This window comes from Bradyrhizobium sp. 23AC, assembly GCF_054863025.1.
In genome coordinates this window covers 42,133-67,628 of sequence record NZ_JAVAYN010000007.1, presented here as the reverse complement: position 1 = coordinate 67,628, position 25,496 = coordinate 42,133, and the positions used below count along the sequence as shown (strand labels likewise).

The 25,496-nt window shown below is 62.5% G+C and carries 30 protein-coding genes; 14 read left to right on the top strand and 16 right to left on the bottom strand.

Annotated features, from left to right (window positions below; genetic code table 11):
- The first annotated feature begins 5 nt into the window (after positions 1-5).
- From RAD10_RS18330 to RAD10_RS18320, 3 genes are all read left to right on the top strand, one after another.
- Positions 6-587, top strand: a complete 582-nt coding sequence (locus tag RAD10_RS18330; RefSeq protein WP_461618652.1) for a hypothetical protein — start codon at positions 6-8, stop codon at positions 585-587.
- A gap of 520 nt (positions 588-1,107) precedes the next feature.
- Positions 1,108-1,881, top strand: a complete 774-nt coding sequence (locus RAD10_RS18325; protein WP_461618651.1) for a hypothetical protein — start codon at positions 1,108-1,110, stop codon at positions 1,879-1,881.
- 71 nt (positions 1,882-1,952) lie between these two features.
- Positions 1,953-2,477: a hypothetical protein gene (locus tag RAD10_RS18320; RefSeq protein ID WP_461618650.1), complete on the top strand. Its 525-nt coding sequence runs from the start codon at positions 1,953-1,955 to the stop codon at positions 2,475-2,477.
- 333 nt (positions 2,478-2,810) lie between these two features.
- Here the strand turns inward: RAD10_RS18320 and RAD10_RS18315 are convergent, their stop codons facing one another.
- The 12 genes from RAD10_RS18315 to RAD10_RS18260 all read right to left on the bottom strand — a co-directional run bounded on the left by RAD10_RS18315 (position 2,811) and on the right by RAD10_RS18260 (position 12,123).
- Positions 2,811-4,862 carry a hypothetical protein gene (locus RAD10_RS18315; protein WP_461618649.1) on the bottom strand — a complete coding sequence of 684 codons (2,052 nt, stop codon included), beginning with the start codon at positions 4,860-4,862 and terminating at the stop codon, positions 2,811-2,813.
- A gap of 230 nt (positions 4,863-5,092) precedes the next feature.
- Complete coding sequence (locus tag RAD10_RS18310; protein ID WP_461618648.1) at positions 5,093-5,314, bottom strand: hypothetical protein; 222 nt, start codon at positions 5,312-5,314, stop codon at positions 5,093-5,095.
- Between the two features lie 18 nt (positions 5,315-5,332).
- Complete coding sequence (locus RAD10_RS18305) at positions 5,333-5,524, bottom strand: hypothetical protein (protein ID WP_461618647.1); 192 nt, start codon at positions 5,522-5,524, stop codon at positions 5,333-5,335.
- A gap of 2 nt (positions 5,525-5,526) precedes the next feature.
- Positions 5,527-6,003 carry a hypothetical protein gene (locus RAD10_RS18300; protein WP_461618646.1) on the bottom strand — a complete coding sequence of 159 codons (477 nt, stop codon included), beginning with the start codon at positions 6,001-6,003 and terminating at the stop codon, positions 5,527-5,529.
- Entirely contained in the window at positions 6,000-6,737 is a 738-nt protein-coding gene (locus tag RAD10_RS18295) for a hypothetical protein (RefSeq protein WP_461618645.1), read from the bottom strand. The genes RAD10_RS18300 and RAD10_RS18295 overlap by 4 nt, the downstream gene beginning before the upstream one ends.
- Positions 6,738-6,878: 141 nt before the next feature.
- The gene (locus RAD10_RS18290) at positions 6,879-7,271 is read right to left on the bottom strand and encodes a hypothetical protein (RefSeq protein WP_461618644.1); all 393 of its coding nucleotides are present in this window, start codon (positions 7,269-7,271) and stop codon (positions 6,879-6,881) included.
- A 685-nt stretch (positions 7,272-7,956) separates the two neighbouring features.
- Complete coding sequence (locus RAD10_RS18285; protein WP_461618643.1) at positions 7,957-9,195, bottom strand: AAA family ATPase; 1,239 nt, start codon at positions 9,193-9,195, stop codon at positions 7,957-7,959.
- Complete coding sequence (locus tag RAD10_RS18280) at positions 9,195-9,689, bottom strand: hypothetical protein (RefSeq protein WP_461618642.1); 495 nt, start codon at positions 9,687-9,689, stop codon at positions 9,195-9,197. Before RAD10_RS18280 ends, RAD10_RS18285 begins: the two co-directional genes overlap by 1 nt.
- On the bottom strand, positions 9,686-9,961 hold the full coding sequence (locus RAD10_RS18275; protein ID WP_461618641.1) for a hypothetical protein: 276 nt from the start codon (positions 9,959-9,961) through the stop codon (positions 9,686-9,688). The genes RAD10_RS18280 and RAD10_RS18275 overlap by 4 nt, the downstream gene beginning before the upstream one ends.
- 2 nt (positions 9,962-9,963) lie before the next feature.
- Positions 9,964-10,194: a hypothetical protein gene (locus RAD10_RS18270; RefSeq protein WP_461618640.1), complete on the bottom strand. Its 231-nt coding sequence runs from the start codon at positions 10,192-10,194 to the stop codon at positions 9,964-9,966.
- A gap of 73 nt (positions 10,195-10,267) precedes the next feature.
- Positions 10,268-10,840 (bottom strand): hypothetical protein, encoded by a 573-nt coding sequence (locus RAD10_RS18265; protein WP_461618639.1) that lies wholly within the window; start codon positions 10,838-10,840, stop codon positions 10,268-10,270.
- 2 nt (positions 10,841-10,842) lie between these two features.
- Positions 10,843-12,123 (bottom strand): tyrosine-type recombinase/integrase, encoded by a 1,281-nt coding sequence (locus tag RAD10_RS18260; protein ID WP_461618638.1) that lies wholly within the window; start codon positions 12,121-12,123, stop codon positions 10,843-10,845.
- Between the two features lie 223 nt (positions 12,124-12,346).
- On the opposite strand from RAD10_RS18260, the gene RAD10_RS18255 reads away from it, so the two are divergent.
- The 8 genes from RAD10_RS18255 to RAD10_RS18220 all read left to right on the top strand — a co-directional run bounded on the left by RAD10_RS18255 (position 12,347) and on the right by RAD10_RS18220 (position 19,015).
- Positions 12,347-13,141 (top strand): hypothetical protein, encoded by a 795-nt coding sequence (locus RAD10_RS18255; protein WP_461618637.1) that lies wholly within the window; start codon positions 12,347-12,349, stop codon positions 13,139-13,141.
- A gap of 215 nt (positions 13,142-13,356) precedes the next feature.
- Positions 13,357-13,983 carry a PilZ domain-containing protein gene (locus RAD10_RS18250; RefSeq protein WP_038946697.1) on the top strand — a complete coding sequence of 209 codons (627 nt, stop codon included), beginning with the start codon at positions 13,357-13,359 and terminating at the stop codon, positions 13,981-13,983.
- A gap of 122 nt (positions 13,984-14,105) precedes the next feature.
- Positions 14,106-15,113, top strand: a complete 1,008-nt coding sequence (locus RAD10_RS18245) for an acyl-CoA desaturase (RefSeq protein WP_461618636.1) — start codon at positions 14,106-14,108, stop codon at positions 15,111-15,113.
- Between the two features lie 137 nt (positions 15,114-15,250).
- A complete protein-coding gene (locus RAD10_RS18240) occupies positions 15,251-15,508 on the top strand; it encodes a hypothetical protein (RefSeq protein WP_165637347.1) in 258 nt (85 codons plus the stop codon).
- A gap of 59 nt (positions 15,509-15,567) precedes the next feature.
- Positions 15,568-15,723 carry a hypothetical protein gene (locus tag RAD10_RS18235; RefSeq protein WP_461618635.1) on the top strand — a complete coding sequence of 52 codons (156 nt, stop codon included), beginning with the start codon at positions 15,568-15,570 and terminating at the stop codon, positions 15,721-15,723.
- A gap of 284 nt (positions 15,724-16,007) precedes the next feature.
- Positions 16,008-17,048 (top strand): PrsW family glutamic-type intramembrane protease, encoded by a 1,041-nt coding sequence (locus tag RAD10_RS18230; RefSeq protein ID WP_179730542.1) that lies wholly within the window; start codon positions 16,008-16,010, stop codon positions 17,046-17,048.
- Positions 17,049-17,117: 69 nt separating this feature from the next.
- Entirely contained in the window at positions 17,118-17,696 is a 579-nt protein-coding gene (locus RAD10_RS18225) for an HdeD family acid-resistance protein (RefSeq protein WP_461618914.1), read from the top strand.
- Positions 17,697-17,929: 233 nt separating this feature from the next.
- Positions 17,930-19,015 carry a 3-deoxy-7-phosphoheptulonate synthase gene (locus RAD10_RS18220; protein ID WP_461618634.1) on the top strand — a complete coding sequence of 362 codons (1,086 nt, stop codon included), beginning with the start codon at positions 17,930-17,932 and terminating at the stop codon, positions 19,013-19,015.
- A 60-nt stretch (positions 19,016-19,075) separates the two neighbouring features.
- Here RAD10_RS18220 and RAD10_RS18215 read toward each other — a convergent pair whose 3' ends face one another.
- Genes RAD10_RS18215 through epmA form a run of 3 tightly spaced genes read right to left on the bottom strand, consistent with a single transcriptional unit; the run spans position 19,076 to position 21,532 of the window.
- Positions 19,076-19,333 (bottom strand): hypothetical protein, encoded by a 258-nt coding sequence (locus tag RAD10_RS18215; RefSeq protein ID WP_461618633.1) that lies wholly within the window; start codon positions 19,331-19,333, stop codon positions 19,076-19,078.
- 43 nt (positions 19,334-19,376) lie between these two features.
- Positions 19,377-20,471 (bottom strand): lysine-2,3-aminomutase-like protein, encoded by a 1,095-nt coding sequence (locus RAD10_RS18210; RefSeq protein ID WP_461618632.1) that lies wholly within the window; start codon positions 20,469-20,471, stop codon positions 19,377-19,379.
- Positions 20,468-21,532 (bottom strand): EF-P lysine aminoacylase EpmA, encoded by a 1,065-nt coding sequence (gene epmA / locus RAD10_RS18205; protein WP_461618631.1) that lies wholly within the window; start codon positions 21,530-21,532, stop codon positions 20,468-20,470. Before epmA ends, RAD10_RS18210 begins: the two co-directional genes overlap by 4 nt.
- A 162-nt stretch (positions 21,533-21,694) precedes the next feature.
- On the opposite strand from epmA, the gene efp reads away from it, so the two are divergent.
- From efp to RAD10_RS18190, 3 genes are all read left to right on the top strand, one after another.
- Entirely contained in the window at positions 21,695-22,261 is a 567-nt protein-coding gene (efp, locus tag RAD10_RS18200; protein WP_018323088.1) for an elongation factor P, read from the top strand.
- A gap of 21 nt (positions 22,262-22,282) precedes the next feature.
- On the top strand, positions 22,283-23,905 hold the full coding sequence (locus RAD10_RS18195) for a M23 family peptidase (RefSeq protein ID WP_461618630.1): 1,623 nt from the start codon (positions 22,283-22,285) through the stop codon (positions 23,903-23,905).
- Positions 23,906-23,989: 84 nt separating this feature from the next.
- Complete coding sequence (locus RAD10_RS18190) at positions 23,990-24,982, top strand: DUF808 domain-containing protein (RefSeq protein WP_461618629.1); 993 nt, start codon at positions 23,990-23,992, stop codon at positions 24,980-24,982.
- Positions 24,983-24,989: 7 nt separating this feature from the next.
- Here RAD10_RS18190 and RAD10_RS18185 read toward each other — a convergent pair whose 3' ends face one another.
- Positions 24,990-25,493: a cupin domain-containing protein gene (locus tag RAD10_RS18185; RefSeq protein WP_461618628.1), complete on the bottom strand. Its 504-nt coding sequence runs from the start codon at positions 25,491-25,493 to the stop codon at positions 24,990-24,992.
- Positions 25,494-25,496: the final 3 nt, after the last annotated feature.

The following is a 25,496-nucleotide window of genomic DNA, read 5'->3' as shown; positions in this document are numbered from 1 at the left end:
CAATCATGCAAAAGAACGAAGAGATCGACCCAGAGTTTCTGGACGTAATAATCCAATCTGTTTCGGTGCTCTCGAACGTGGCTACGCTCGCATCGACATGGATATTGTTGCGCGATAGAGCGACCGGCGGACATGCCTATGATCCCGATAGTATTCGACAGCAACTTCGGGCTCTGCGCCGGGGATTGGAGGACACCTTCGAGGCCGTCGAGGCGGTTCTTCGAATTTTGGAATCAGCGCGTGTTCGAGGCGGGCTGCCGTCCACCCTTTCTCAGCCAGTTCGTTTCGGCTCGGCCACCATGCTGTTACCGGAAGAGCTCGGCAGATTAAATCAACATCTAAATCAATTGGATAACTCCGCCACTCAGGTGCGCGGCGGTTCGCGCGGCCTGCTCATCATGATGAATTCCGCCAATATGGCTCCTAGCTTCAACGTGAGATTTGATCCGGAAGGGCTAAACCAACAATTGAACTCGATTTTGTTTGAAAGCCAAAGCCTTGGTGATGCGATGACTAAACTGCGCCTTGCACAACAACAAGCCGAAGATTTTGTCAGTGAGATCGAGCGCACTCTGCGACGAAACTAAGCTGTTTTGCGCGCGTAAGGGCAGCGCCGGGTTGAGCGTCATCTTGATGTAATAGCGCTGCAGCCCCTGCGGGATGTCGAGTTCGGTCATGCGGCCGATCGGTGCGCGTAGTTGCTCGCCGCCACCCGTAAATTTCCCAATATCGCGCTGAATGGCCGTGCGCCTTTAGTGCCGGGGGCCGAGATAGGCCGAGCCGTTATCCTCGAACGTGATGACGCCGAGCGCCAGCAATCCGAAGAAGATGCCGGTGACGATAAGCAGGGGTTTGAGCAAAGATTTCATTGGCGGCCGAGGAACAGAATTTGGGGGTTTGCGCCATCATATTAGCGTGTTTTTGGAATTGTCAGTCTCTCGTAGAGCGCGGCGATTGCCGGCGGTGTGACAAGGGAGCCAAGCTCGCCCCTGGCGGAACGCCCAATCGAAGCCGTCTCGTGAACCAAGTCGGATCAGAGGCTCCGAGTCGCGTAGCTTCGGTGTCGTTTGGGACGAAACAACTGGTCGGCATACTAGGTAAAACGTAATGACCACCTCTGACCTAAATGAGATTCTCGAGCGTATTGCTCTCGCACGTGAAAAAATTGAGCACTTGTCGGCAGCCGAGCGGGATTTTTTCTCGAAAGCCATGGAGGCTGATTGCGTCGTCAACGGTGAGACATATGCGGTTCGGGTTATGCAGAAGACCCCCACACCAGTGGCCATTCGGCAAGAGGTAGGACTGATCGTACATGAGCTGCGATCCTGCTTGGATGCGATTGCATGTCAGCTTGCGATCAGAAACCGAAACTCGCCCGACGATGTCTATTTCCCAATTTCGAAGTCGGAGGAAATTTTCAAGTCAGATGGCATGAAAAAGATTAAAAAGCTATCCGCCGACGACCAGCAGATCATAATTGATCTTGCGCCACATCGTGAAGCCAATCGGGTTTTATTTGGTTTGCACGACTTCGACAGGAAGCGCAAACACCAGCGGCTCGGCACCTTAGCCTGGAACAACAAGTTCTCGGTCGGCGGTGCGGTGTTCGGAGCAATCGGCGGCGCCAAGATCAACATCACCGATTCCCTTGTGAATGGCCACGCGGTGCGGGCTCTCAGTATTGGCTCGCAATCTGCCAAAGCATTGGTTGAGAACGTGGGCCAGTGGATCCACATTGCTCAGGGAAAGGGTCAGCCTCCGCCGTTGGCAGTGCAATTCAACCTCGCCTACATTGACTCAGACCTGGGCAACGAGCCAGTGATCAAAACGCTCAACACATTCGCTAATTCTGTCGAAAATATCGCGCGAAAGTTCGTTTAGGTGATGGCCTTCACCTGCTTGAGGCCTACAGAACGGTGTTCATAAAAATGCGCAAGAGCACGAATAGCTGAATGACTCTCATCGTAGCAGCAGGGAACGCGAAATACGCCGTCGTGGCTGCTGACACTAGACTCAGCTGGGACGGCAAACTTGTCGATGACGCGTCAGCTAAGCTAGCTCATCTCAAATTTCATGACGGGACGCTGATCACTGCATACACCGGCCTCGCCAGATGGGGCTCATTCCAGACGCGAAAGTGGCTCCGCGAGACTCTCTACAGGGTAGCAGAGCCGTCGAAAACCACAATGGAGGTGCTTTCGCTTCTGCGCGCAGAAATCACGCGCGGTTTTGCGAACAACGCGGCGATTGCAACTCTGACACCACACCAACGCAAACTCACGATCGTCTTTACCGGGTTCGTCAACGAGAGCCTTGTCACAGCCTGGATATCGAACTTCCAAGGCAAGATGGCTTGTTTCCTGAGGTCGTTGACGATTTTGCTCTCACGAAAATCGTGGCAACTGACGCCACCGGGGCGTTCTGTAGCTTCTTCGGCGCGCTCTCCACAGTCTCCGACGACGATCTCTCAGAGCTGAACGATCTCGTGAATCAGCGGAGCGACCCACTCGCCGTTAAAGGAAAATGCCACGCAATGATTGTGCGCGCGGGTCCAAGATCAAGCGGCAGTGTCGGGCCAAACATTTTGACTGCAACCCTTGCGAACCGAGGCGAACGATCTTCTTGGTACTCAACAGACAGCCACCAAGACACGATCATCATGCCGGACAATTTTCACGCGGCCGGCCGACAGCCAGTTACAATTCCTAGCACTGAGCTGAAATTTCCAGGAATTACCAGCAAACGCCCCTCACGACGGGGGAAAAAGGGAAAACACGAGCCGTAGCTGCGACAATTGAAAAGGTGATCCCTCAATTGTTCGCCACGATGCGCCAGTTGGCTCCATCAGCCACGAGCATGACCCATTTGCCGATGCCGCCAGCCATGATCGCGCTGACAATGGTTCCGGACGGCGTCTGGATGTTGGAGCTCGCCGAGTTGACCGCGTTGGCCGTCACGTTGTTGAGGAACAGCATCCGGCCAGGGTAGCGGGCTGCTGACAGCATCGTATAGGTGTACGTGCCAGAACCATTGAAGGTGACGATGCTGTCGCCCGCGCCTTGCGTTGCAGAGGTGCCCGTCAAGGTTACGACCGGCGCGATGTCCTTTGTCTTCATGCGCTGGACGCCACCGCTAACTCCGGCGTATCCCTGCAGCATATTTGACCCGAAACTCTCCAGGTCAAAATTCACGACTGCGTTGCTGTTGTTCGCACAAATGTTGTTCGCCGTGCGTGAAATGGTCGAGAAAAGCCTGTTGTTTGCTACGCTGATCGTGCCAGTCCAAGCACTATCCGTGGTGATGTAGCAGTTCGTATTTGCGGAAAAGTCGCCCTGGTTTCCGCTCATATAGAAGGCGCCAGATCCTGGAGTCGCAACGCCATCGGTATCTGACGAAAAGATGATATCCGACCCTTCGATGGTTGCGCCGGTTACGCTAGGCCTGCCATACGGATATCCAAAGCTGGCCGAATTCACCGGCCTGGCTACGAACATCTTCCCGCCAACGATCGAGTTCTGCACGTTACCATTTCGGATGTTCAGCGAGCCACCCACAATCAGATAATTGATTGCGGCAGGCCGAGCTGTCAGGCTGTTCGCGGATGAGGTGCATGCCGCCGAGACAGTATAGTTGCCTGCTTGCCCCGGCGTGCCAGTGCTCTGCGAGACAATGTACGTTCCGGCAGCAACACCGGTTCCGGTCACGAGATCATCTTTGAACAATGCCCCCGTGATAGCGGAGGCTGCCAATGTCGTTCCCGTGCATGTGCCGGTGAAGGTTGAGCTTAGGTTGGTGTTGTCGGCGTGACTAATCCAGTTGTCTACGAACAGGCCGCTTTGAGAGCTGTACATCGCAAGCGGCTGAGCGGTGTTGTACGTGTAGCCGCCGCCCTGCATATAATTACTGTCAACGAGGTTGTCGGTGTAGTTTGGATCTCCGAATTGAATACCGCGTCGGCAATTCACGATGATCGGTCCGTTGATGCTGGTGCCGGTGGTTCCCCCGGCGTTATCAGTCCATACCTTGATGGCGGACGGAATTGACAGGACGCTGGCACAATTGAACGCCAGACCTTGCCCCATAAAGAAGCCGTTGTTGGAGTTCTTGATATCGAGCAGCGGCCCATTCATGCCGGCGCTGCCCGTCAATCCACCACGGCCGGTTAAACAAAGCACTCCAGAAGGTGCGACCAGCGCGACGCTTGCATTGATCGTGTAATTGCCATTGAACTGAAAACAGCGGTTGCCTGCCGCCGCGTCATACATCGCCTGCGTGATGTTCGCAGCAGTGCAGCCGCCGCTATAGTCCTCGCACATGACCGGCAGTTGCTGCAGCTTACCTTTCAACGTCTGCGCGGCGGGTGATGCATTCGTCGCGGTGAACCGATAATCTTGCGGCTCTGCCCAATTTCCCGCGCCGCTGAAAACCGTGTTGAGGCTGGCGTTCGTCCCGCTGTTCATCTGCGACACGGCAATGTTGCCGGAGAGATTCGAGAACGACGGCTGGGTGCAGCCAGGGACGCCGGCCACGATTGCCGCGATCCACTGGTTCGATGAGCACGCCACCGAATAGACGCTCGCGAGACCGAGATAGGTCCGCGCGGCCGCTGCCGAATATTCGCCCACCTTGCCGTTGTTGTCGTAGAGGATCTGACCGTTGGTCCCGCCGTTGATGGGCGTGTTGTTGACCGTCCACGGCAGCGAGGTGAACGGGATGGCCTGTGCCGGTCCGGTCCCGGTGCCGACCCCGATCCTGCCGATCACGCTGTTGTTTGGCACGGTCGGATAGGTCTGAGCAGAGGCGACGGAGGGTACCAAGAGAACAACGGCGAGCAGCGCTAACTTTTTGATCTGAGCTTTCATCGATGAACCGAAGATCTCGACGGAGAGATATTCGCTCCTCCGCCTGCGTTCGGCCCGTGTCCTCGTAGGGAGAGCCGCCTTCTCCTTTCTGCCTTGTCCCTCGCGGGGGGCGTTACTGTTCAGCCTTGTCCTTGCGGGGGCCGTACGCGTTACGCAATTAGCGGCAGTGTTTTCTCCCCTGGCACACCGCCAAAGCCAAGATGCGGGCGATCAAAGCGAAGCCCCGGAGCTCACAAGCGAACGTCGAAGCCGCTCGCTTTTACTTGTTGCGCATTCTCGAAAAAGCGCTCGAACGCTTTCAGTGCCTTGTAGACTTCGACCTTGGTTGGCGTGACGCCATCGAGGATGCGAAGCTCGAAGAGCGCAGTCGACGCAGACGTCGTGCCCGTGGTGAAGTCGGAGTACTTCGTCCCTTCCACGCCGCGGGCAACAGCGACGAAATGATCGGCCATGGTCGACCCTCCTGTTCGCTACAGCATGCGGACGCGATTGCCGATCGGCAGGAAGCCGGCCGGGATCAGCGGTCGCGCGAGATCCTGGATTGATCGCATCCAGTCGGGGGTTCGCTTCGCCCGCGCCCGTTCAAGAGGCGTGACGGAGACGGTGACTTGCCGCTCTTCGTTGCTCTTGGGGTCAACCACGTCGATCTGATATTCGAACATCTTCAAAATCCCTTTGCCTCGCCTTTGATGCCGCCGGCGATCACCACGGAGGCGGTCAGCATAAGTCGGACCGCCTCAGCGTCGTTCGCGAGAAACCGCTTCGTAAACGCCGGGTCATTCATGTGTCGGGTCCGCCAGTCCGAAACCATGCGGTATTCCTCTTTGCTGACGCCGGCGCCCTCTAGAGCTTCGCGGACGACGCCGTCCGAAAGACCCAGGCCGCGCATCCAGGAGGCGCCCTCGGCGAGCCGCTTGGATTCGCCGTCGGGGATCATGTCGGCTCCGAGGATCACGCCGTTCATGGCGTTCTCGATTTCGTCGCCGCCCTTTCCCACCACGCTATGCAGGTCGTTCCACTGCTGCGTCGCCGCGACATCGCCCGATAGCAGTTTCGAGCTGAATTCCGCGTTGGCCGTGAGTGCGTCGATCTGCGCACGCGCCTCGGCAGGAGTTGCCGGCGTTTGGTTCTGATCGGTCATGCTGCCTCCGACGGGTGAGATTTGAGCGCGTCAAACCGATCGCGCAGAAGGCCGACGAAATACGCGCCGCCACGGCGGAACGCCGTGGCCGCGGGTTCGATCGCGGGACGGTCATGCGCCAGCAAAGCGTGCGGTGGGCGCGCGCCGGGCAGAAAGGCGTTCGGAAGCCCGTGCTTGAACATCTCGCCGGCCAGCAGAGCATCGATCGCGATCGGGTTCGCGACGCCGGCCACCAGGATGTCGACGGACTTGAAGTCGACCGGATGCGGAACGACGCCGCTGGGGAGCTTCTGCTGCAGCTCCTCCGAGAGCGCGCCGAGCTTGATGCGCAACTCCGCCGCTTTTTCGATATGCCCGGACAGCTCGATGCCAACCTGGGTCCATTCCTCCGCCGTCGATGCAAAATCACGCAGCAGCCGATCGCGACCGGCTGTCTGACGGGCGGCCTCGGCCTCGGCGTCCTGACGCAGGGCCAGATCCAAAGCGGCGCGCAGCTCGGCAACAGCCGTTCTGGCAGCATCGATCCTGCTGCGGTGACCTGCCAGCTTGTCCGCCGCGCCCGGCTCTCGCTCGGCGGCCTGGAGGGCGTATTCCGCCCCCTGCTCCTCGAGCTCCGCCAGCGCGCCAAGGGCGCAATCGAGTTTCTCTCGTACCGCCGGGGCCCGCGGGGCCGACGTTTCGGCGGGCGCAAGCACGGGATCTGCGACGTCTTGGCCGGCTTTCTTGCGAAACATGGACAACATCCTCACGCTGCTTCGCTTTGGTGCTGGTGCGGCTGAGATGCCGCAGCGACAGCGTCCTCCAGCCGACAGCGGATCCAGTCCGAAACAGTCCGCCGTTCGCGAGCAGCCAATTCCTTCACGCGCTCCTCCAAATCAGGTTTGATCCGCGCGCCGAGCATTCTCGTGGTGTTTGCCATCGTTGACCTCTGTCAGGTTCGTGCTCGCATCATCTGCGGGGGTTTGCCGATCATTAGCAACGCACCGCACCTGCACATGGCGTTTCCGCTTCACCCAGCGGTCCCGAACGCGCGCAACGGCCGCGGGGTCTTCAACGATAATCACCGCAACACCCAACGCGCCGAGCAGCGCTCCGAAGCTCACCGGTCCGAGATTTTTCATCGGTCGTGGTGCCAGCAATTTCGACACGTAGCCGCTCTGCAGACCACCGATCTCGCAAAGAACCTCGTGGCCAACGTCTAGTTGGTCTCGGCGATCCCGGAGTGCTTGGATCAGACCGTCATAGTCTGTGATCGGGCGAGAGGTCATGTCAGCGACCGTTGAGCGATGTTTTCAGATGATGGACGAAGAGTTTTTTGAACGCCGCCGCGAAAAAGACGGGGGACATAAATTTCGGGCACAGGCGCAGGATTTACCCCCACCCCCACCCCCGCCCGGTCTTTTCGGTGGGAACTATGGATATCTGGCACGTCATCAGCTCGCATCCTCGCGCGCGTCGGCTTCCAAGAGTGTTGAAGTTCATGAGAGAGCGCGCGCGAAAACCCTTTCCCGAACGGCGGATATTGGACGTGCGTTGGACATGACGCGGCAAACGCGCGTCTCCGTTGGCTTTTTCGCTGCCCTTCTCCACCTTGGCGGAGTGGATATCGTTCGTCAGGCCGCGGGACGACCTGATCGTAACGGTTACGTCCTTGGTCGGCCCTACTCGGGATGAGTGGATATACCTGACCGAGCGCGATCGAGTGGCGCGGAAACTGAGAGTTACTGCACACATGCCGATGGGCAGCTCCTTCCGCCCTTCCCTTCCAAGCGACCGTAGCGCTAGCGGCCACCAAGGCCGCGGCGAGCGCTTCGATCGCGCCTAGGGGTATGGGGGGATCGAAGAAGGTCGATCGAATAGGCGATGTCACCCGTTGGCAGGGGTGATCGAAGGGGCGTTGGCATACCCGATCGAACCGATAGAAGACCGATGGCAGGGGCGATCGAAGGGTCATCAGACGGCCCTTTCGATGTGCTTCACGCGCTTGCTGGGTGGTCCGCTTTCGACGATCCTGATCGTACCTGCGGTGAGCAGACGGCCCATGGCGACGCGGAACGCCTCAGCCTTGATGCCGCCCGCGTCGTGCTCGTCTGCCATCTCGGACGGCGCGCTGCCGCGGCCCGTGGCGGGGCGCACGGTGCGGCCTTGCGCGGCAAACCTGTCGAGCAGCCGCAGGAACATCTCGTCGACGTCACGCTCGGCGGCGGCGCGGTATGGGGACGCCTCCCCGGCCATGGCGGTGGTGAAGGTCAGGCCGCCCCAGCGGAGCGTCACCTTCTCGCCGGTGCGGCCGTAGTTCGACTTGGTGACGGTCAGCGCGCGCGCGTCCGGATCGTCCTTGTCAGGATCCGACAGATGCAGCATCGAGCGCACCGAGTTGCGCCAGTCCACGCTGTTGGCCGTTCCGCTGCCGTCGGCCATGCCGCGCACCGACGGATGATCGAGCAGCACGATCGCTGTGTCATGCTCGCGGGCGATCTTCCGGAGCATCGCGAGGAAGGCGCGTACCTGTCGCCGGGCGATCGCCTCGCCATCGAACACAGCGGCCACGTTGTCGACCACGACGAGGCGCGGCTTGTGCTCGATGATCCAAGCCTCGAGCCAGTCCAACAGCGGCGCGCGGGACAGGCGGCCGTCCTTGTTGGCGTGTACCAGCCACGTGCTCTCCAGGTCGGGAAACAGCATGTGCAGGTCCGGCAGCTTATAGGGGTCGATGCAGCGGTGCTTACAGATGCGCTCTACACGATCGCGGATGTTGTGCTCGGGCTCTTCGCAGCTCAGGAAGAGCGCCGCGCCCGCCTCGATCGTGCAGCCCAACCAATCCGGAAGGCTGGCGGCGACGTGGACCAGCAGCTGGGTGATGATCTCGGTTTTGCCGCTGCCCCCGTTGCCCGACATGATGGTCAGGTCACCACTGGGGACGCGCCCTGTGGCCAGCCAGCGCTGCTGCTCGGGCTGGGTGCCCTTCCATGCTGCGGGCGTGATCGCCTCATAGAGGGCCTTCGGAACGGGCTTCTCGGCGTCATCCAGTTCGGGCACCTGCTCGCCGGCAGGAAACCCTCCGAACTCCTCAATGGAGGAGACGGGCGGCCGATCGTCGTGCGGCGGCTCTTCCATCGGAGCTATCTCGCGCATGTAGCCCAGATCCTCGAACACCTGCAGAGCCATTGCGCGATTTGCGGGGCTGAGCATCAGGCGGCCTCCAGGTCGGCGAACAGCGCGGGCCCATCGTTGAGGTGATTCCGTAGCCAGGCTGCGAGCCGGTCAGCATCGCCAAGGCTGAGAACATAGTGGAAAGCATCGATGTTCGATTGCGGCGTCTCGTACGGCCTGCGCGTCGGCCACTCAGGTTGCGGTTCGCGCCGAGGCGGCAACTCGCCAGTCCATTTCCATCGATCCCTTTTGTCATCGAGCTCCCACTGCATCACCAACTGCAACGCATAGTCGGACGGCAGGTCCTCGACCTCGGCTTCATCAGCAGCGGCCAGTGTACGCGCCCAGATGAAAGCGGCTGCGATCACATCCTGGACTTTGTCCTGCCCAAGCTCGGCCACGAGGCCACGCTCTTCGGCGAAATTTTGGAGCATGTCGACGGCCCACTGAATTTCCATCTCGCCCGACACGCAGCACAGGGCGTACTTCTCAGCGCAGGCTGTGAGAATTTTGACTGGTGCCGGCGCGTTCATTCGCCAGCCTCATCGAGCAGGCCGAGCTCCTGCGCCTTCTGGATCAACATCTGCACGGCCTCGAGCAGTTGCGGAAGCTTGTTCACTTTGACCGCAATGCCTTTCGACGTCGGAACAAGTTTTCCTTCCCGGCTCATCGCGTATTTTCGCAGATCGGCGATGTTCGTGCCGCCCAGCGTGGAAAGCACGCCGGTCAGTGCGTCGTGGCGCCGATTGATCCACTCTTGGTAAACTTTCACCGGCTCGGCCAGCTCGGGCTTGCGCGCTCCCATGATCAGGCCGCCTGGTTGCCGTGGTTAGGCTTCGCTTGCGGCAGGGATGCCAGCCAGGCGCTTTCGTCCTCGATAGTGATGAGCGTCGCGCTGCCGACCTTACGAGCGTTAAGGCGCCCTTCCTTCACTTCGACGTAGGCTTGCGACCTGGAGATCGAGTTGCGGGTGGCGAATTCGTCGATGCGAAATGATCTCTTGCCGAAAAAATTCTGAGTTGCGCTTTCCATGTCCATCTCCGTGCGTGTGGTGTGGCCGCACTTGGATGGATGGGTGATTTGCTGGAATTCTTAGAGGGACATTCGATCGCTATTTTGGTCCGCGAATGTCCCGGTGGCGTTTGGGGGATCGCCTGGCGTCCCGCACGACCTCGGCGCTGACCGAATCACCGAACGCAATTTCGGTAAGACTGGCTACAATCTCATCGCGCGGCTGACCGCAATTGAGCTCGAACATCTCACTAGCCAGACGCATGAAGCGTTGGCGCGGTGCACGGCTCTTCTTGTGGCCTAGCACTTGGTCGGCGAGCTTCTGAAAGTTCTCGGCGGCACGTGCCTTCAGTGCGGCCTCTTCAAATTTGCCAGACTTCCAATCCTTATTGGAGACTGCGCGAGCCTTCGCTATTACGCCGGGCGCTGCCTGTACAACTCGCTGGACGCGCTCGCTCGTAGTGCGCGCATCCAATAGCCACGCGATGAAGGCGCGCGGCGGGGGCGCCGGCTGAGTGGCCGAAATTTTCTCCCACAATCGTTCGACCTCTGGGTGCTCTTGCCAGCGATCAAGGACCTCGACGATGAGCTGTAGTTCGCTGTCGTTCCCAGCTGGCTCTAGCGCGCGTCGAAAGTCGGAGATCTCGTTTTTAAACGAGGGCCGCGGCGCCATGATCAGGTCCCCGCCTGCATCGTCGTCAAGTTTCCATCTTCAGCGACACCGAACCGCGGTGCGCCGGCGCGGATTGCATCGGCGATGTAGCTGGGCGCCAAGTGCCCATAGTGCTTTTCCACCATCCTGGTGTCGCTGTGCCCAAGGTTTTTCGCGACTACCATCAGCGGCACGCCATTCATCACTGCGTGGCTGGCCCAGGTGTGACGCAGCCCGTGAAATCCGATCGGCGGATCGATCTTCGCCCTCTCGCATGCCTGCCGCATTGGATCTTTCTGGTGATCCTTCTTCCACGGCTCGCCATTCTCCTTGACGAATAGGAACGACGTGCCGGCGCGGCCAGCGGTAATGGAGCGGAAGAACGCGACACCGTCCTCAGTCAGGTGGATATGCCGCGACTTGCTCGACTTCGATTTGCGGATCGAAACCGTGCCCGAGTTGTGACTGAAGTCGACGACCTTAAGCCGCGTCAGCTCGCCATAGCGCGCGCCGGTCTCGACCGCACCTCGGGCCAACCGGCGAAAGTCCAATTCAGATGCGTTGAGCAGCCGCGTTACCTCGGCTAGCTCGAGATAGCGCGCGCGGGCCACATCCACGCCTTTGAAGGGCTCCACGGCGCGCCAGGCGGCATCGCTAGGCACCTTCTCCTCCCGCCATGCCTTGTTCAGCGCAGCCTTGAGAACGGTCAGGATGCGGTTTGCGGTCGATCGACGGCGCCGCTGATGCTCCTCGGGGTCTTCGATCTCCTTGAACCGCTGTTCGTCGCCCTTCTTCACCCGGATGCGTGCGCCGGCCTTGGCGAGGCCATGGTGCCAGGTCTCTATCTGGTCCTTGGTCAGGTCCTTGACCTCAGTCTGTCCGAGCTCCGGCAGTATGAACGCATCGGCGGCATACCGGCTGAACTTCGCCGACTTGCGCTTGGCCTCCAGGAACTCGATGTAGGCATCCACGGCGGCCTTCACGGTGAGCGGGCCCGTCTTGCCGGCGGCCCTGTGGGCGCGCTCCACCATAAGCTCACGCGCTCTCGCCTGCGCCTGGGAGAAGCTCAGGATCTTCACGCCGTCGGCGTCGGACAAATCGTCGGCCGGGCCGATCGTCTCAACCTCGTACTTCTGATCGCCGACGTAGCTGCGCACGACCCAACTGCCCGCGCCAGTCTTGAGACGTCGGTAGCCGAGGTGAACTCCCTCCTCCATGACCCGGTAGTAAGGCTTGCCACGAGCCTCCAGACGCCTCCGGGCCTCTCTCTTCTCGAGGTTCGCGTCGCGCACTGTGCGGGCCATGATCGCCACCTTGGCAAGGTTGAAAACGCTTCGTGTCCAACACTTGTCCAATATCCATAGCTGGACGTCAATGGACGGGCATGGTTCTATGTGCCAGTATCTGTTGATTAAATTCGACTATTTGGATGGAGTGTGGACGCCAATGGACCTGTTCTTATCTCTTTCACGGTGGAGAGAGCGGTTCGATTCCGCTAGGGAGCGCCAGTGCACGCGGCGGCGATAGATGGCGCCGCTGAGCCCCCACGACAGCCCGGCTGCAATTTCCGCCGCTTCGCGTGAACCTCCCCGCTGCCCGCTACCGACCAATGTCAGTTGGAACCGGTCCAGGCCCATGGCGCAGTGTAACCCCGAGATTGAAGGTTCGTCCGGCGCATCCACAGCGTGGCCGGGCCTTCCGCCATGGCTGGGCCATCCCCACCAGCATCCATCGGACCGACGCGCCAAAATGCTGGAGCACATGGCGCGCGCCAGATCACTTCCGCAGCGTCAGGCAGATTCCGCGCCGGCGGCGCTCGTGCCGTCAGGCAGCAGCGCCAAGAACGCAATCAGCGATATTCTCGGCGACGTCATCGGCCACGTTATCCTGTTCGGTATCCTCGCCCTGCTCTTCCAGTCGCGCATTCCGCTCTATCTCGGCGCGTTCGTTGTCCTAACCGACGGCGAGCGCATCGAAGCCGCGCTGGCAACCATCGGTATCCGCCTCGAGCCCGAAACGATCGGCCCCGACATCGTCAAGCGCTCCGCATTCTGGTTTGGCTGGTTCGCGTTGCTCGCCGCCTTGAAGGGCTCCGTCCCGGCCTGGCTCGCGCCATGGATGCCTCCGACCGAGTCATGGTCTTTCATCGCCGGCATCGCCCTCCTGCTCGCCATTGTCGAAGCATCCACGGCGCTGGCGATGCGGCGCGCGTTGCCGCCGTTGGGATTGCAGATCAGCCCGAACGGCCTGATATGGATGACGATCCAGTTCGCGATGGCCATGGGCTCGCTGGCTTTGCTGGTGCTGTTCGGATCACTCTAGGCGCCACAGCGCATCGTTGCTTCACCGCGCCCTCGATGACGATGTTGTGAGGCGGCCTGCGGCATAACGGGTCCTTATGCCGCGCTTTCTGCGGGGCGCACGAAGTGCGCATTTACCGGAAATTTACCCCTGCTCCTTTGCGCTGGTATCATTTGCTTAGAATTTGACAGCTACCGTGGAATTACGGAAGCAATCCCGAACATCATTGGCACCTCATGTCCGTCGCAGAGTTCCTCAGGCAGCGTGCAGTGGACGTCACGGTCAGCGGCAGCTACTCGCTGCCCCGCTGGTATGATTGCGAGGGCAAGCTGCGCAGCTTTGCCTGCCGCACCAAGCGCGTCTCGCCCTTCCGAATGATCGTGGACGTGCCCGTCGTCGGCAAGGTCGGCGAGCGCCTCACCTCTTACTTCCAGGATTTCGGCGAATTCCAGTGCACGATCAGCGCGACGCTGAAGTCGGGCTTCCTGATGGAGCTCGACATGACGCGGGCGCGGCGCGCCTGGATGTCGGAAAAGCTGACCTGGCTCGAGAAGAAGCAGAAGGACGCCAGCGTCCAGGAGCTGCGGAACGACGCGCGTTTCGTACCGCAGGTCTCGCACACCTTCCTGACGCTCGCCAACGGCAGCAGCCATCCGTGCTTCATCATCGACGTCTCCACGGCTGGCGTCGCGATCTCCTGCGAATACGATCCGCCGCTCGGAACCCCGCTTGCGGTCGGCGCCTGCGTCGGGCGCGTGATCCGCAAGTTCGAGCACGGGTTTGCGGTCAAATTCGCAGAAAAGCAGTCGCGGGACGACCTCGTCCGCCTGATCGTCCGCACGCCCTTGCTGCAGTCGGCCTGAAGCCGGCCCGATCGATCTTAACTCTTTCTTAACTAAAGACTGGAGATGGCGACCCCTGCGCGATAGGGTGTGCCCCGGTGCGTCCGCAATCACTGCGGGCCTCGAGTATTGGAAGCCCCGGAATGTCCATCGCCGACGCCGAGTTCGCCCCGGCAGAGATCGCGCCGAACGCGCCCGTCGCGCTGAAGCCGCAGCTTCCACCCGGCGTCGTCACCGAAGGGCCGCTGGTCCAGGCCAAGCTGCGCGAGAGCTATCTCCTGCTCGGCATCCTCTATGTCGGCGCGGTCGCTGGCATCATCTGGGCCGTGACGCAAGGCGTCGGCAAGGTCGAACTATTTACCTTCGCCTGGATGTTCGCGCTGACGACGTTCGGCATCGGTGCCGGCATGCACCGCCTGTTCGTGCATCGCAGCTTCCGTACCGGCCCGATCATGCGTGTCTTCTTCTGCGCCATCGCCCAGATGGCTGTGCAGGGCTCGATCGCCAAATGGGTCGCCAACCACCGCCGCCACCATCTCTACGCCGATGACGTCGGCGATCCCCACAGCCCGCAATTCGACGGCTTCGGCAATCGCTATGTCAGCGCGCTCAAGGGCTTCCTGCACGCCCAGGGCAGCTGGGTGTTCGACCAGGCCACCACCGACAACGAATACTATGCCAAGGACATCCTCGCCGATCCGATCGCGATGTTCTTCGTGCGCACGCGCTGGGTCTGGTACGGGATGTCGGCAGTCTTCATCCCCGGCGTGATCGGCTACACATTCGGCGGCGTGCACGCCATGATCGGCTGCGTGCTGTTCTCCGGCCTGCTTCGCGCCTATCTGCTGATCCTCACCAGCCAGCTCACCGGCTCGGTCTGCCACGCCTACGGCTATCGCCGCTTCGAGGTCGACGACGCCTCGACCAACGAGTTCGTGACCACGATCCTCACCTTCGGCGAGGGTCTGCACAACAACCATCACCGCTTCCCGCGGGACGCCTACATCTCGCACGCCTGGTGGGAGATCGATCTCAACGGCCTGATCATCCTGGGCCTGGAAAAGATCGGTCTCGTCCACGACGTCTTCCACGCCTCGCACCGTCAGCTGGAGCGGGCGGCCGAAGCAGAGGCGGCCTCGACGGCGCGCTGAATCGGCAGGCAGCGGCCACCGCCGGGCCGTCTTGCCTCCGCATCGCCGCCCTATCGCGGCCCCATTGCGGGATCAGCTTTTGATCGTCCGTGCCTCCAGGCCGGGCGTCATTTGCAGACTTGCGATCGGGGGACCGAATGGCAGTCGACAAAGTTACAGTGGACAAGATCACTTGGGACAGGGTCGGCCGGGTCACTGAGCCTGGACGCTACATGTACACGTTCGGCTGGCTCACCATCACCGCCGGCGATCTGGAGATCTGGAAGCTCTACCCGCAGGCCGCGTTCACGCTGCTGGCGCAACCGGGCGAAGCCGACACATCCCTCGGCGAGGAATTCCATCTCGGCGCCTTCGACGTCGCTCCCGGGGCGCCGCCACCGTTCACCACGCACTGAAGGCAGAAAGCGCCGGCCGGTGCGGGAACGCATGGCATGGGCGTTGCTTTATCATCGCCATGATACACATCCCCGCCGTCGACCAGGCCTTCCTGCTGGTGCTTATCGTGTTCTGCCTCGGCACGTGCCTCGTTCGCGCCTTCTGGGAGCTGGAGCAGGCGCGGACGCGCCGGATCGCCTCGCCGCCCCGCAAGGGCCCAACGAAGCGCAGCTAGCTGGCCTGCCCGGCGCACGGCTACGCCGTGAGTCGAAGAAACCTGCGCACTTCCTTGATCTGACTTGCCAATCGCGCCCCGACCTCGGTCGAGGCAATCGTTACTGTGGATGACGAACAGGTGCTGTCATGCAATTGATTGCGCGTGTATTTTACACCGTCACGAGCCGCGGCAGATGAACGGAAGCTAATGCACTCGTTAAGCGAGCCGACAGCAAGCGCATGACACATGGTCGCATCGGTGAATGTAGATAAGCGGATCAAGGGAACCTATTTTCGGCGCCGATGTACCTGATTGAAGCATTGCCCACCGTCATCGGAACGGCCGCCATCGCCCCGGCGCTGCTGATGCTGTGGCTTGTCATCGCCGCCGAGGAGCGTCCGGGACCGCCGGCCCAGGTCTGGACCGCGTTCCTGTTAGGCGCGGCCAGCATCTCGCTGCTGGGCCTCGCCCGCGCCCCCTTCGCCAAGATGGTCGCCGCGCCCGACGACCCCTGGGCGGCGCTGGCGATGCATTCGATCTTCGGCGTCGCGCTGCCTGAGGAAGCCGTCAAGGTGATCGCCATCGTGGCGATCTCCTCGACCAAGCGGCGGACCTTTGCCAATCCGATGGACACCGTGGTCTATGGCGCCGCGGTTGGTCTCGGCTTCGCCGCTTACGAGAACCTCGCCTATCTGGTCCAGCACGCCGAGATGTGGCGCTCGCTGGCCGCCTTGCGCAGCGTGCTGACCGTGCCGTTCCACGGCGCGCTCGGCATCATCGCGGGCGCTTACCTGACGATCGCGCGCGCCGGCACGGCGCTGGGGGCGAACCGGCACCATCGCGACTGGGCCCGCCTCTCCAGCCGCCTCCTGATGCTGGCCGGCCCGCTTGCGCTGCATTCCGCCTTCGACTTTCCGCTGCTGACCCTGCAAAGAATGCCCGACCTCGATCCGACGCTGCGGATGTGGCTCGGCGCCTCCAGCCTCTTGATCGGCTTCAGCTCGATCGCCTTCGCGATCCGCCTGGTCCGGCGCGTCGCCCGCCACCACGCCCCCCGGACCGATGTCGCGCGGGAGCGGCTCAGCCAGCTCCGCCGGATGTGGGCGCTGCTGCTCGCCGGCGGCGGCGTCGGCTTTCTCGGGCTCGCCTTCGTGCTGACCTCGATCCATCACTGGCTCATCAACCCCGAGCGCAATCTGACGCTGGCCCTGATCCCGATCGGTTTCGTCTCGATCCTGCTCGGCCTGGCGCTTCTGATTGTCACAACGGCGATCTATGTTCTCGGCCGCAACCGCATCCGCACCAGCGCGGAGGGTTTTTCCTCGGCGCCCGGCGGTGGGTGAGCCGCGGGATGGCGAGCGCGCTGCGCGCATACTAGATTGAGCGCTGACCTTTCGATCTGGAGCCTGCCGATGACGTCGCCCGAGGATTTTTCGCGGCTTCAATCCATGATGAGCCAGACGGTCAAGGCCCACTGGAAGGCCTTCCTGTTCGAGGGCATCCTGCTCGCAATTCTCGGCGTCGCGGCGCTGATCCTGCCGCCGCTCGCAAGTCTTGCAATCGCGATCTTCCTCGGCTGGATGTTCCTGATCAGCGGTATTGGCGGACTGATCGTGACCTATTGGGCGCGCAGCACGCCGGGCTTCTGGTGGTCGCTGATCTCGGCTGCGCTCGCCGTGCTCGCCGGCATGCTGCTGCTGGCCCGGCCGATGCAGGCCGTGCTGACGCTGACCATCGTGGTCGGCGCCTACTTCCTGGCCGAGGGCGTCGCCACCATCATGTACGCACTGGAGCACCGCCGCGAACTCAGCGGCCGCTGGTCGTGGCTGCTGATCTCGGGCCTCGTCGACATTGCGATCTCCTTCATGGTGATCACGGGACTGCCGAGCTCGGCGGAATGGGCCATCGGCGTCCTCGTCGGTATCAACCTCCTGTTCGGCGGCGCCAGCCTGATCGGCCTGGCGCTGGCGGCGCGCAACAGCAACACCTGACCTGCCTCGTCACCTGCCGCGCCGATCGGGGGGTGACAATCCGCCGATGGCGCGCTATATGCCCCTTCATGATCACCGTCGCCACCAGCTATTTTTGGTACTTTAGCTACGACAGCTCGCTGGCGGCAGGAGGATCGCGCTCAATCTGAATATTGAAGCAAACGTCCGAACAAGCCGCCAGACCTGGCGGCTTTTTTTTGGCCGGCAGGTTCTCTAAACAACAGGAGCCCGCCGTGCTGAGCACGACCGACGATCTTCGTATCCGCGAATTGAAAGAGCTGAGCACGCCGGAAGAGGTGATGCGGGAAGTCCCGCGCACGCTCACCGCGACACGCGTGGTGATGGCGGCGCGCAACGCCATCCACGCCATCCTCAATGGCCAGGACGACCGCCTGCTGGTCGTGGTCGGCCCCTGCTCGGTGCATGACCCCAAGGCCGCGCTGGAATATGCCGAGCGCCTCGCAAGCTTGCGCGAAGAGCTCGCCGACCAGCTCGAAATCGTGATGCGGGTCTATTTCGAGAAGCCGCGCACCACCGTCGGCTGGAAGGGCCTGATCAACGATCCCGATCTGGACGGCAGCTTCGACATCAACAAGGGCCTGCGGCTGGCGCGCAACGTGCTGTCGGCAGTGAACAATCTCGGCCTGCCCGCCGGCACCGAATTCCTCGACATGACGACGCCGCAATACATCGCCGATTTGGTGTCCTGGGCCGCGATCGGTGCGCGCACGACCGAGAGCCAGATCCATCGCGAGCTGGCCTCGGGCCTGTCGTGCCCGGTCGGCTTCAAGAACGGCACCGATGGCAATGTGCGGATCGCGGCGGACGCCGTGAAGTCGGCCTCGCATCCGCATCACTTCATGGCGGTGACCAAGCTCGGCCGCTCGGCGATCGCCTCGACCGCGGGCAACGAGGACTGCCACATCATTCTGCGTGGCGGCAGCAAGCCGAACTATGATGCGGCAAGCGTCGCGGCCGCTTGCAACGAGCTGACCAAATCCGGCGTCGCACCGCTGGTGATGGTGGATGCCAGCCACGCCAATTCGAGCAAGAAGCCCGAGAACCAGCCGCAGGTGGCGGCCGACATCGCCGGCCAGATCTCAGGCGGCGAAGGCCGCATCATGGGCGTGATGATCGAGAGCAATCTCGTTGCCGGCCGTCAGGACGTCGTGCCGGGCAAGCCGCTCACCTACGGCCAGAGCATCACCGACGGCTGCATCGATTGGCCGACTACGGCGACCGCGCTCGAGCAGCTCGCCGACGCGGTGGAAATCCGCCGCAACGCCCGGCGTGCCGGACTGCAGGAGCGCTCGGCCTAGCTCAGAGCGAACTCGCATTCGCTCTCCTCACCTCTCCCCAACGGGGGAGAGGTGAAAGGATCAGCAGCCGCGGCAGATGCTCTTGATCTTCCGATCGAGCTCCGCGTCTTCCTTGTTCGCAGGGGTGTTCGGATTGCTCAAATTCTTCTCGCTCGGCACGTCAGCCGCGCGCGGCTGGCGGTGACCGACCGGCGCCGGCAACACCCCAGAGGTTCCGCCGCTGCCGCCGGATGTCGATCCCTTGGAACCGCCGGTCTGTGCTGCCGCTGCGCCGCCAAGCAAGACCACGAGCGATGCTGCCACCATGATCTTCTTCATTCTTGCTTCTCCGTTCTCGAACCGGCGCGCTCTCCAACACCGCTCACGTCTCGGGCGGATAGAGATGAACGTCACCGCAATAGTCCACGATACGATAGCGCGTTTCGGCTTCCGCATCACCCGCATGGGGTGCGGTATTTTGCGGCGCCAGGACGTAGCTCGGCCCCACCGGGGATTTGCCGGCGCCGCCGGGAATGTCGATGACATAGTCCGGCTGACAAAGCCCTGACACCCGCCCGCGCAACTGCCGCATCAAATCCTGTCCTTCGGCAAGGGTCGCGCGAAGATGCGCGGTGCCCGGCGCGAGGTCGCCGTGATGCAGATAGTAGGGCTTGATCCGGCATTCGACGAAAGCTCGCATCAAATCCGACAGAGCGGCGATGTTGTCATTGACCCCGCGCAACAGCACGGTCTGGCTGACCAGGGGAATTCCGGAATCGACGAGCCGCGCGCAGGCGGCGCGCACCGGTCCCGTCAGTTCGCGCGCATGGTTGGCATGCAGCGCCACCCAGGTGGTCGCGCCCTCGACCTTGAGCGCCGCAACCAACTCGTCGCTGATGCGCGCGGGATCGGCCACGGGCACGCGGGTGTGAAGGCGGATGATCTTGACGTGATCGATTGCCGCGAGTTCGGCCATGATCTCGCCCATCCGGCGCGGCGACAGCATCAGCGGATCGCCACCGGTCAGGATCACTTCCCAGATCTCGTGATGCGAGCGGATGTAATCGATCGCCGCGCGATAGGCGGTCTCCGACAGCGCGTTCTCCTTGCCCGGGCCCACCATCTCGCGGCGGAAGCAGAAGCGGCAATAGACCGCGCAGACGTGAACGAGCTTGAACAGCACGCGATCGGGATAGCGGTGCACGATCCCTGATACCGGCGAGTGCGGATGATCGCCGATCGGATCGGAGTCCTCGCCCGGCTGCATCTCAAGCTCCGCGGCGCTCGGAACGAATTGCCGTGCGATGGGATCGTCGGGGTCGGACGGATCGATCAGTTCAACCAGCGCCGGCGTGATCGCCACCGCATAGCGTGCGGCAACGCGTTCGAGCGCCGGCAGCGCTGCTGCGGGCGCCAGACCTTCGGCGACGAGCTCAGCCGGCTCGCGCAGAGTGCGTGCAAGGTTCGTTTTCATCATGTCTCACTAGACGCTTCATTTGCAGGTGGCGTCCAAACCACCTGATCGATCCGCGATGCGCCGCTTGCCAGCATCACCAGCCGGTCGAAGCCGAGCGCGACGCCGCTCGCCTCCGGCATTGCGGCGACCGCAGCCAGAAAATCCTCGTCGAGCGGATAGGCTTCGCCGTAGCGGCGCTGCTTCTCCGTCATCGATTCCGTGAAGCGCTTTCGCTGCTCCTCGGCATCGGTCAGTTCCCCAAAGCCGTTGGCGAGCTCGACGCCGCAGGCGTAGACCTCGAACCGCTCGGCAACCCTGGGATCGTCCGTCTTCACCCGCGCCAGCGCCGCCTCTGGAGATGGGTATTCGAACAAAATGGTCAAACGCCCCTGCCCCAGATACGGCTCGACATGCTCGACCAGCACCTTGCTGAAGATGTCTGACCAGGTGTCGTCCTCGGCCACACGGACCTTGCCACTGGCCGCCTCGGCCAACGCGGCACGGTTACCCTCGCCGTCCCTGATTGTCGACAGCAGGTCGATGCCGGCGAACCGTTCGAAGGCGCCCGCGACCGTCAGGAGCTCGGGCTCGGCGAAGGGATCGGCGGTCCGGCCCCGGAACGAGAAGGTGCCGATTCCGGTCGCCTGCGCCGCACGGGCGATGACGACGACGCAATCGGCCATGATGGCGTCATAGGAGGCGCCAGCCCGATACCATTCCAGCATGGTGAATTCGGGCAGATGCAGGTCGCCGCGTTCGCGGTCCCGGAACACCCGGGCGAGCTCGAAAATCCGCGTCTCGCCCGCCGCCAGCAGCTTCTTGCAGGCGAATTCGGGCGAAGTCCGCAGATACCGGAGGGCTCGGCTGCCGTTCGGCCGCACGATCTCGGTCCGGGGGGCGTGCAGATGGGTCTCATTGCCCGGTGAGACCTGGAGAACGGAGGTTTCGACCTCCACGAACCCCTGCTCGGCGAAAAAGCCCCGTACAGACCCGGTAATGGCCCCCCTGGCCTGGAGGAACGGCCGACGGTCGAGGTGCCGCCCGGGCGACCAGAACGGTGAGATGGGCTTGTCCCCAGCCATTACCCGACCACCCCAGACCCGAGCAAAACGCTGGCATCTAACGGCAAAATCAGTATGTTGCGGCCCGAAACGGGCGCCGAGGTCCGATTTGAGGCCCCAAGTCCCCCATCGAATTGATCACGTCCTGGCCGGTGCCGGGCCAAGCAAGCAGGAAATATAGCTTTGAGAGTCATCGCCAGTTCTATTCGCAAAGGCAACGTGATCGAGCAAGACGGCAAGCTCTATGTCGTCGTCAGCGCCGAAAACATCCACCCCGGCAAGGGCACCCCGGTCAGCCAGATCGAAATGCGCCGAATCTCGGACGGGGTAAAGATCTCCGAGCGCTACAAGACCACCGACCAGGTCGAAAAGGCCACCATTGAAGAGCGCAACTACACGTTTCTGTACGAAGATGGCGACGGCTTCCACTTCATGAACCCGGAGACCTACGACCAGGTCCAAGTCTCCAAGGACGTCGTCGGCGACGCGGCCTCGTATCTTCAGCCGGACATGACCGTCAAGCTGTCGACCCACGACGTCAACGTGGTCTCGCTCGCGCTGCCGCAGCGCGTGACGCTGGAAGTGGTCGAAACCGAGCCGGTGACCAAGGGCCAGACCGCCTCGTCCTCCTACAAGCCGGCGGTGCTTTCCAACGGCGTGCGCACCACCGTGCCGCCGCACATCGCGGTCGGTACCCGCATCGTGGTCATGACCGAGGACGGCTCCTACTCCGAACGCGCCAAGGACTGACGGGGAACAGAGCGATCGCAGGTGCCGCCGGGGGGCGAGACAGTGGTTGGGAAGGGTTTCCGCTTCGTCTCGCTTCTTTTGGCGTCGCTTTCGCTCCTCATTGCCGCTCCGCTCGCTGCGGATGAATTCCGCAGCCCCTCGCTCACGGCCCTGCGCGTCGACTGGCGCGCAGCGCTCGACCAACTCCGCACCGAGATCAACAGCCGCCCCCGCGTCGCGGACGATTTCATCTTCGCACCTCGCCGCTCGGTGCCGCGCTACGATCCGCGCGCGATGCCCGCCCTGGTGCAGCTCAACGCGGTTTCCTCGCGATTCTTCACCGGCATCACCCGCAGTCCCGTGCCGGTGCTGCTGCCGTTCGACGCCGCCGCTTACCTCGAGGCGCAACGCAGCAGCGCGCCGGCGACGCTCGCGCTGTCGCGCTATCAGGCGGACTTCAATCCCGTCGACATGTTCGATGCCGGCCCCGCCGGTTACAGCGCGACCTTCTCGCTTGAGCCCGGCACCGGTGAGGGCATGCCGAGCCGGGTGTTCACAAGGCCGGTCGAAGTGCAGATCACGGGCTCGGCGCTCGTCTACGACATCGCCGATCCCTCAGGCGGCAAGGGCGAGCAGATCAAACCGCTCACAGCGCTCTACCCGGACCTGCGCAGGTTCATCCGGGAAGGCTATGTACGCTACGCTTTCACCCGTTTCGGCGTCGCCTATGTGGTGTCGATCCAGTGCCTCGACAGCGTCGCCAAGCCGCGGCGGCTGGCCTGCAAGGAAGCCTATCCGGTCGCCGAGCGCTTCCTGAAGGCCCTGCGCGTCGCCGGCGGCCAGCGCATGCGGCCGTTGACGGACATCGCCTCAAACATCCTCGATCGTCCGGCGGGCCGTTCGCCGGATTTCAGCTACCGGCCGAGCGGCGATATCATCCCGAACACCGGCTACCGCAAGCAGGGCGGCCATCCCGACGCAATGGCCTATGCACAAATCCGCTTTCCGCTCGAAAAGACGCCCGCCTTCGTCCGCTCGCAATCCTATGCCAAGCGGGACAAGATGGAGAGCACGACCGCCTATCCCTGGCGCGACAATTTCTGCGAGTCCCGCAGTTTCGAGGTCTGGCAATGCGCGGGCGGTTACGGCCATCAGGGCGAGGACATCCGCGCCGCCGACTGCCCGCCGCCCGGCGAAGGCCGCGAGCCCTGCGATCCCAAGCAGCGCGGCGTCGTCGCCGTGCGCGATGCCATCGTGATCCGCGCGTCCAAGGACCAGGCCGCGACGCTTCAAGTCAACAGCCGCACCGAGCACATCCGCTTCCGCTACATGCACATGAATCCGCACGCAATGAACGCCGATGGCGTGCTCAATGGCCGCATCGTCACTGAAGGCGAGAAGATCGGTGTGATCTCGAATTATCTCGACCATCCCGCCGGCACCTCGATGCATCTGCATTTCGACGTGCAGGTGTTCACACGCGACGGCTGGATCTGGGTCAGCCCCTACATCACCCTGGTCTCCGCCTACGAACGCCTGATCCACGCCCGCGGCCGCGAGGTCGGCCCGGAGATCGCGATCACGTCGCAGCCGGTCGCCCATGCGCTGCCGGACGACGTCATCAAGCCGGATCTGCGCGAGGGATCGAGCGGCGAGGAGAATTGAGGGCTTCCTCGCTCCAATGAAGGGCGGTGCAAGAGCGTGTCGTCGCGCGCACCGCCGGCTCAAACAAAAACAGGGATCGGGGTGATGAGTGTCGGACTGATCGGTCTTCTCGACGATATCGCGGCGATTGCAAAGGTGGCAGCCGCCTCGCTCGACGATGTAGCGAGCCAGGCGGCCAAAGCAGGCGCAAAGGCGGCTGGCGTGGTCATCGACGACGCGGCCGTCACGCCGAACTACGTCATCGGTTTTGCCTCGAAGCGCGAACTGCCGATCGTCGGCAAGATTGCGGTCGGATCGCTGCGCAACAAATTGCTGATTTTGCTTCCCGCTGCCCTGCTGCTTGGTTATTTCCTTCCCAGCGCGGTGACGCCGCTGCTCATGCTTGGCGGAGCCTTTCTCTGCTACGAGGGTACCGAGAAGGTGCTCGAAGCCGTGATGCCGCATCATGCGCACCACCACGAAGCCCAGCTTGAGCCGATCGCGCTGAATGCCCGGTCGATCGAGGACGAGAAGGTCGCGAGCGCCATCAAGACGGATTTCATCCTGTCGGCGGAGATCATGGCGATCACGCTGGCGGCCCTCCCGGCGGGCAGCATCTGGATGCAGGCGCTGGTGCTGGCACTGGTCGGCTTCGGTATCACGGTCGGGGTCTACGGCGTGGTGGCCCTGATCGTGAAGGCGGACGATGCCGGCGTGGCCCTTGCGGGCTACGACGGCGCCTCAGTCATTGGCGCCGCAATCCGCTCGCTTGGACGCGCACTCGTCCGCGGTATGCCCACCTTCCTGGCGGTGCTGAGCACCATCGGCACTGCCGCCATGATCTGGGTTGGCGGCGGCATCATCCTGCACGGCATCGAAAAATACGGCCCGCCCGTGGTCGGCCGCACGGTCCATGCCGCAACCGAGGCGGCCGCGCACGCCCTTCCATCCGTTGCCGGCATCATCGAATGGTCGGTCGAGGCAGCCATCTCAGGCCTGCTTGGACTGCTTGTCGGCGCCGTTGCGATTCCGGCAGTCCAATACGGCCTCTCTCCGGCATGGAAACGGCTGAGGCGATCGCGGGATCGCGCTTCCTAGCCGCACTCTACTCCAAGAACGTCGTGAGCTGCGCGCCCTCGTCCGCCACGAACACCGCGATCAATTCCGCGGGCTCCGTCACGCTGGCATTGGCCGAGACCAGATGCGTTGAGCCCGGCGGTTCGAAGAAGGACTGGCCGACGCCAAACGTCTCGACAGGACCGCCGCCGAGCTGGGAACGGATCTCGCCCTTGGTGATGTAGGCGGTCACGGATCCTGCGTGACGATGCGGTCGTGAAAACCCGCCCGGACCATAGGTCACGCGCACGATGGTGACGCGCTTGCCCGGCACGTTTGGCAATGCGTAGGAGCCGATCGGTTCAACCTTGTCGAGCGGCGAGGTCTCCGCCGCTGTGGCGCAGAGCGGCGCGAGCACGCCGGAGACGGCATCCATCGACACCGGCAGCGCCTTGCCGATCGCAATTGCGCATGCAATCCCTCCGACGACGGCGAGCGCCGTCGAACGTGACGGTGCCGGCAACCGTACGGCAGATAAACTCATTGCTGTCATCAT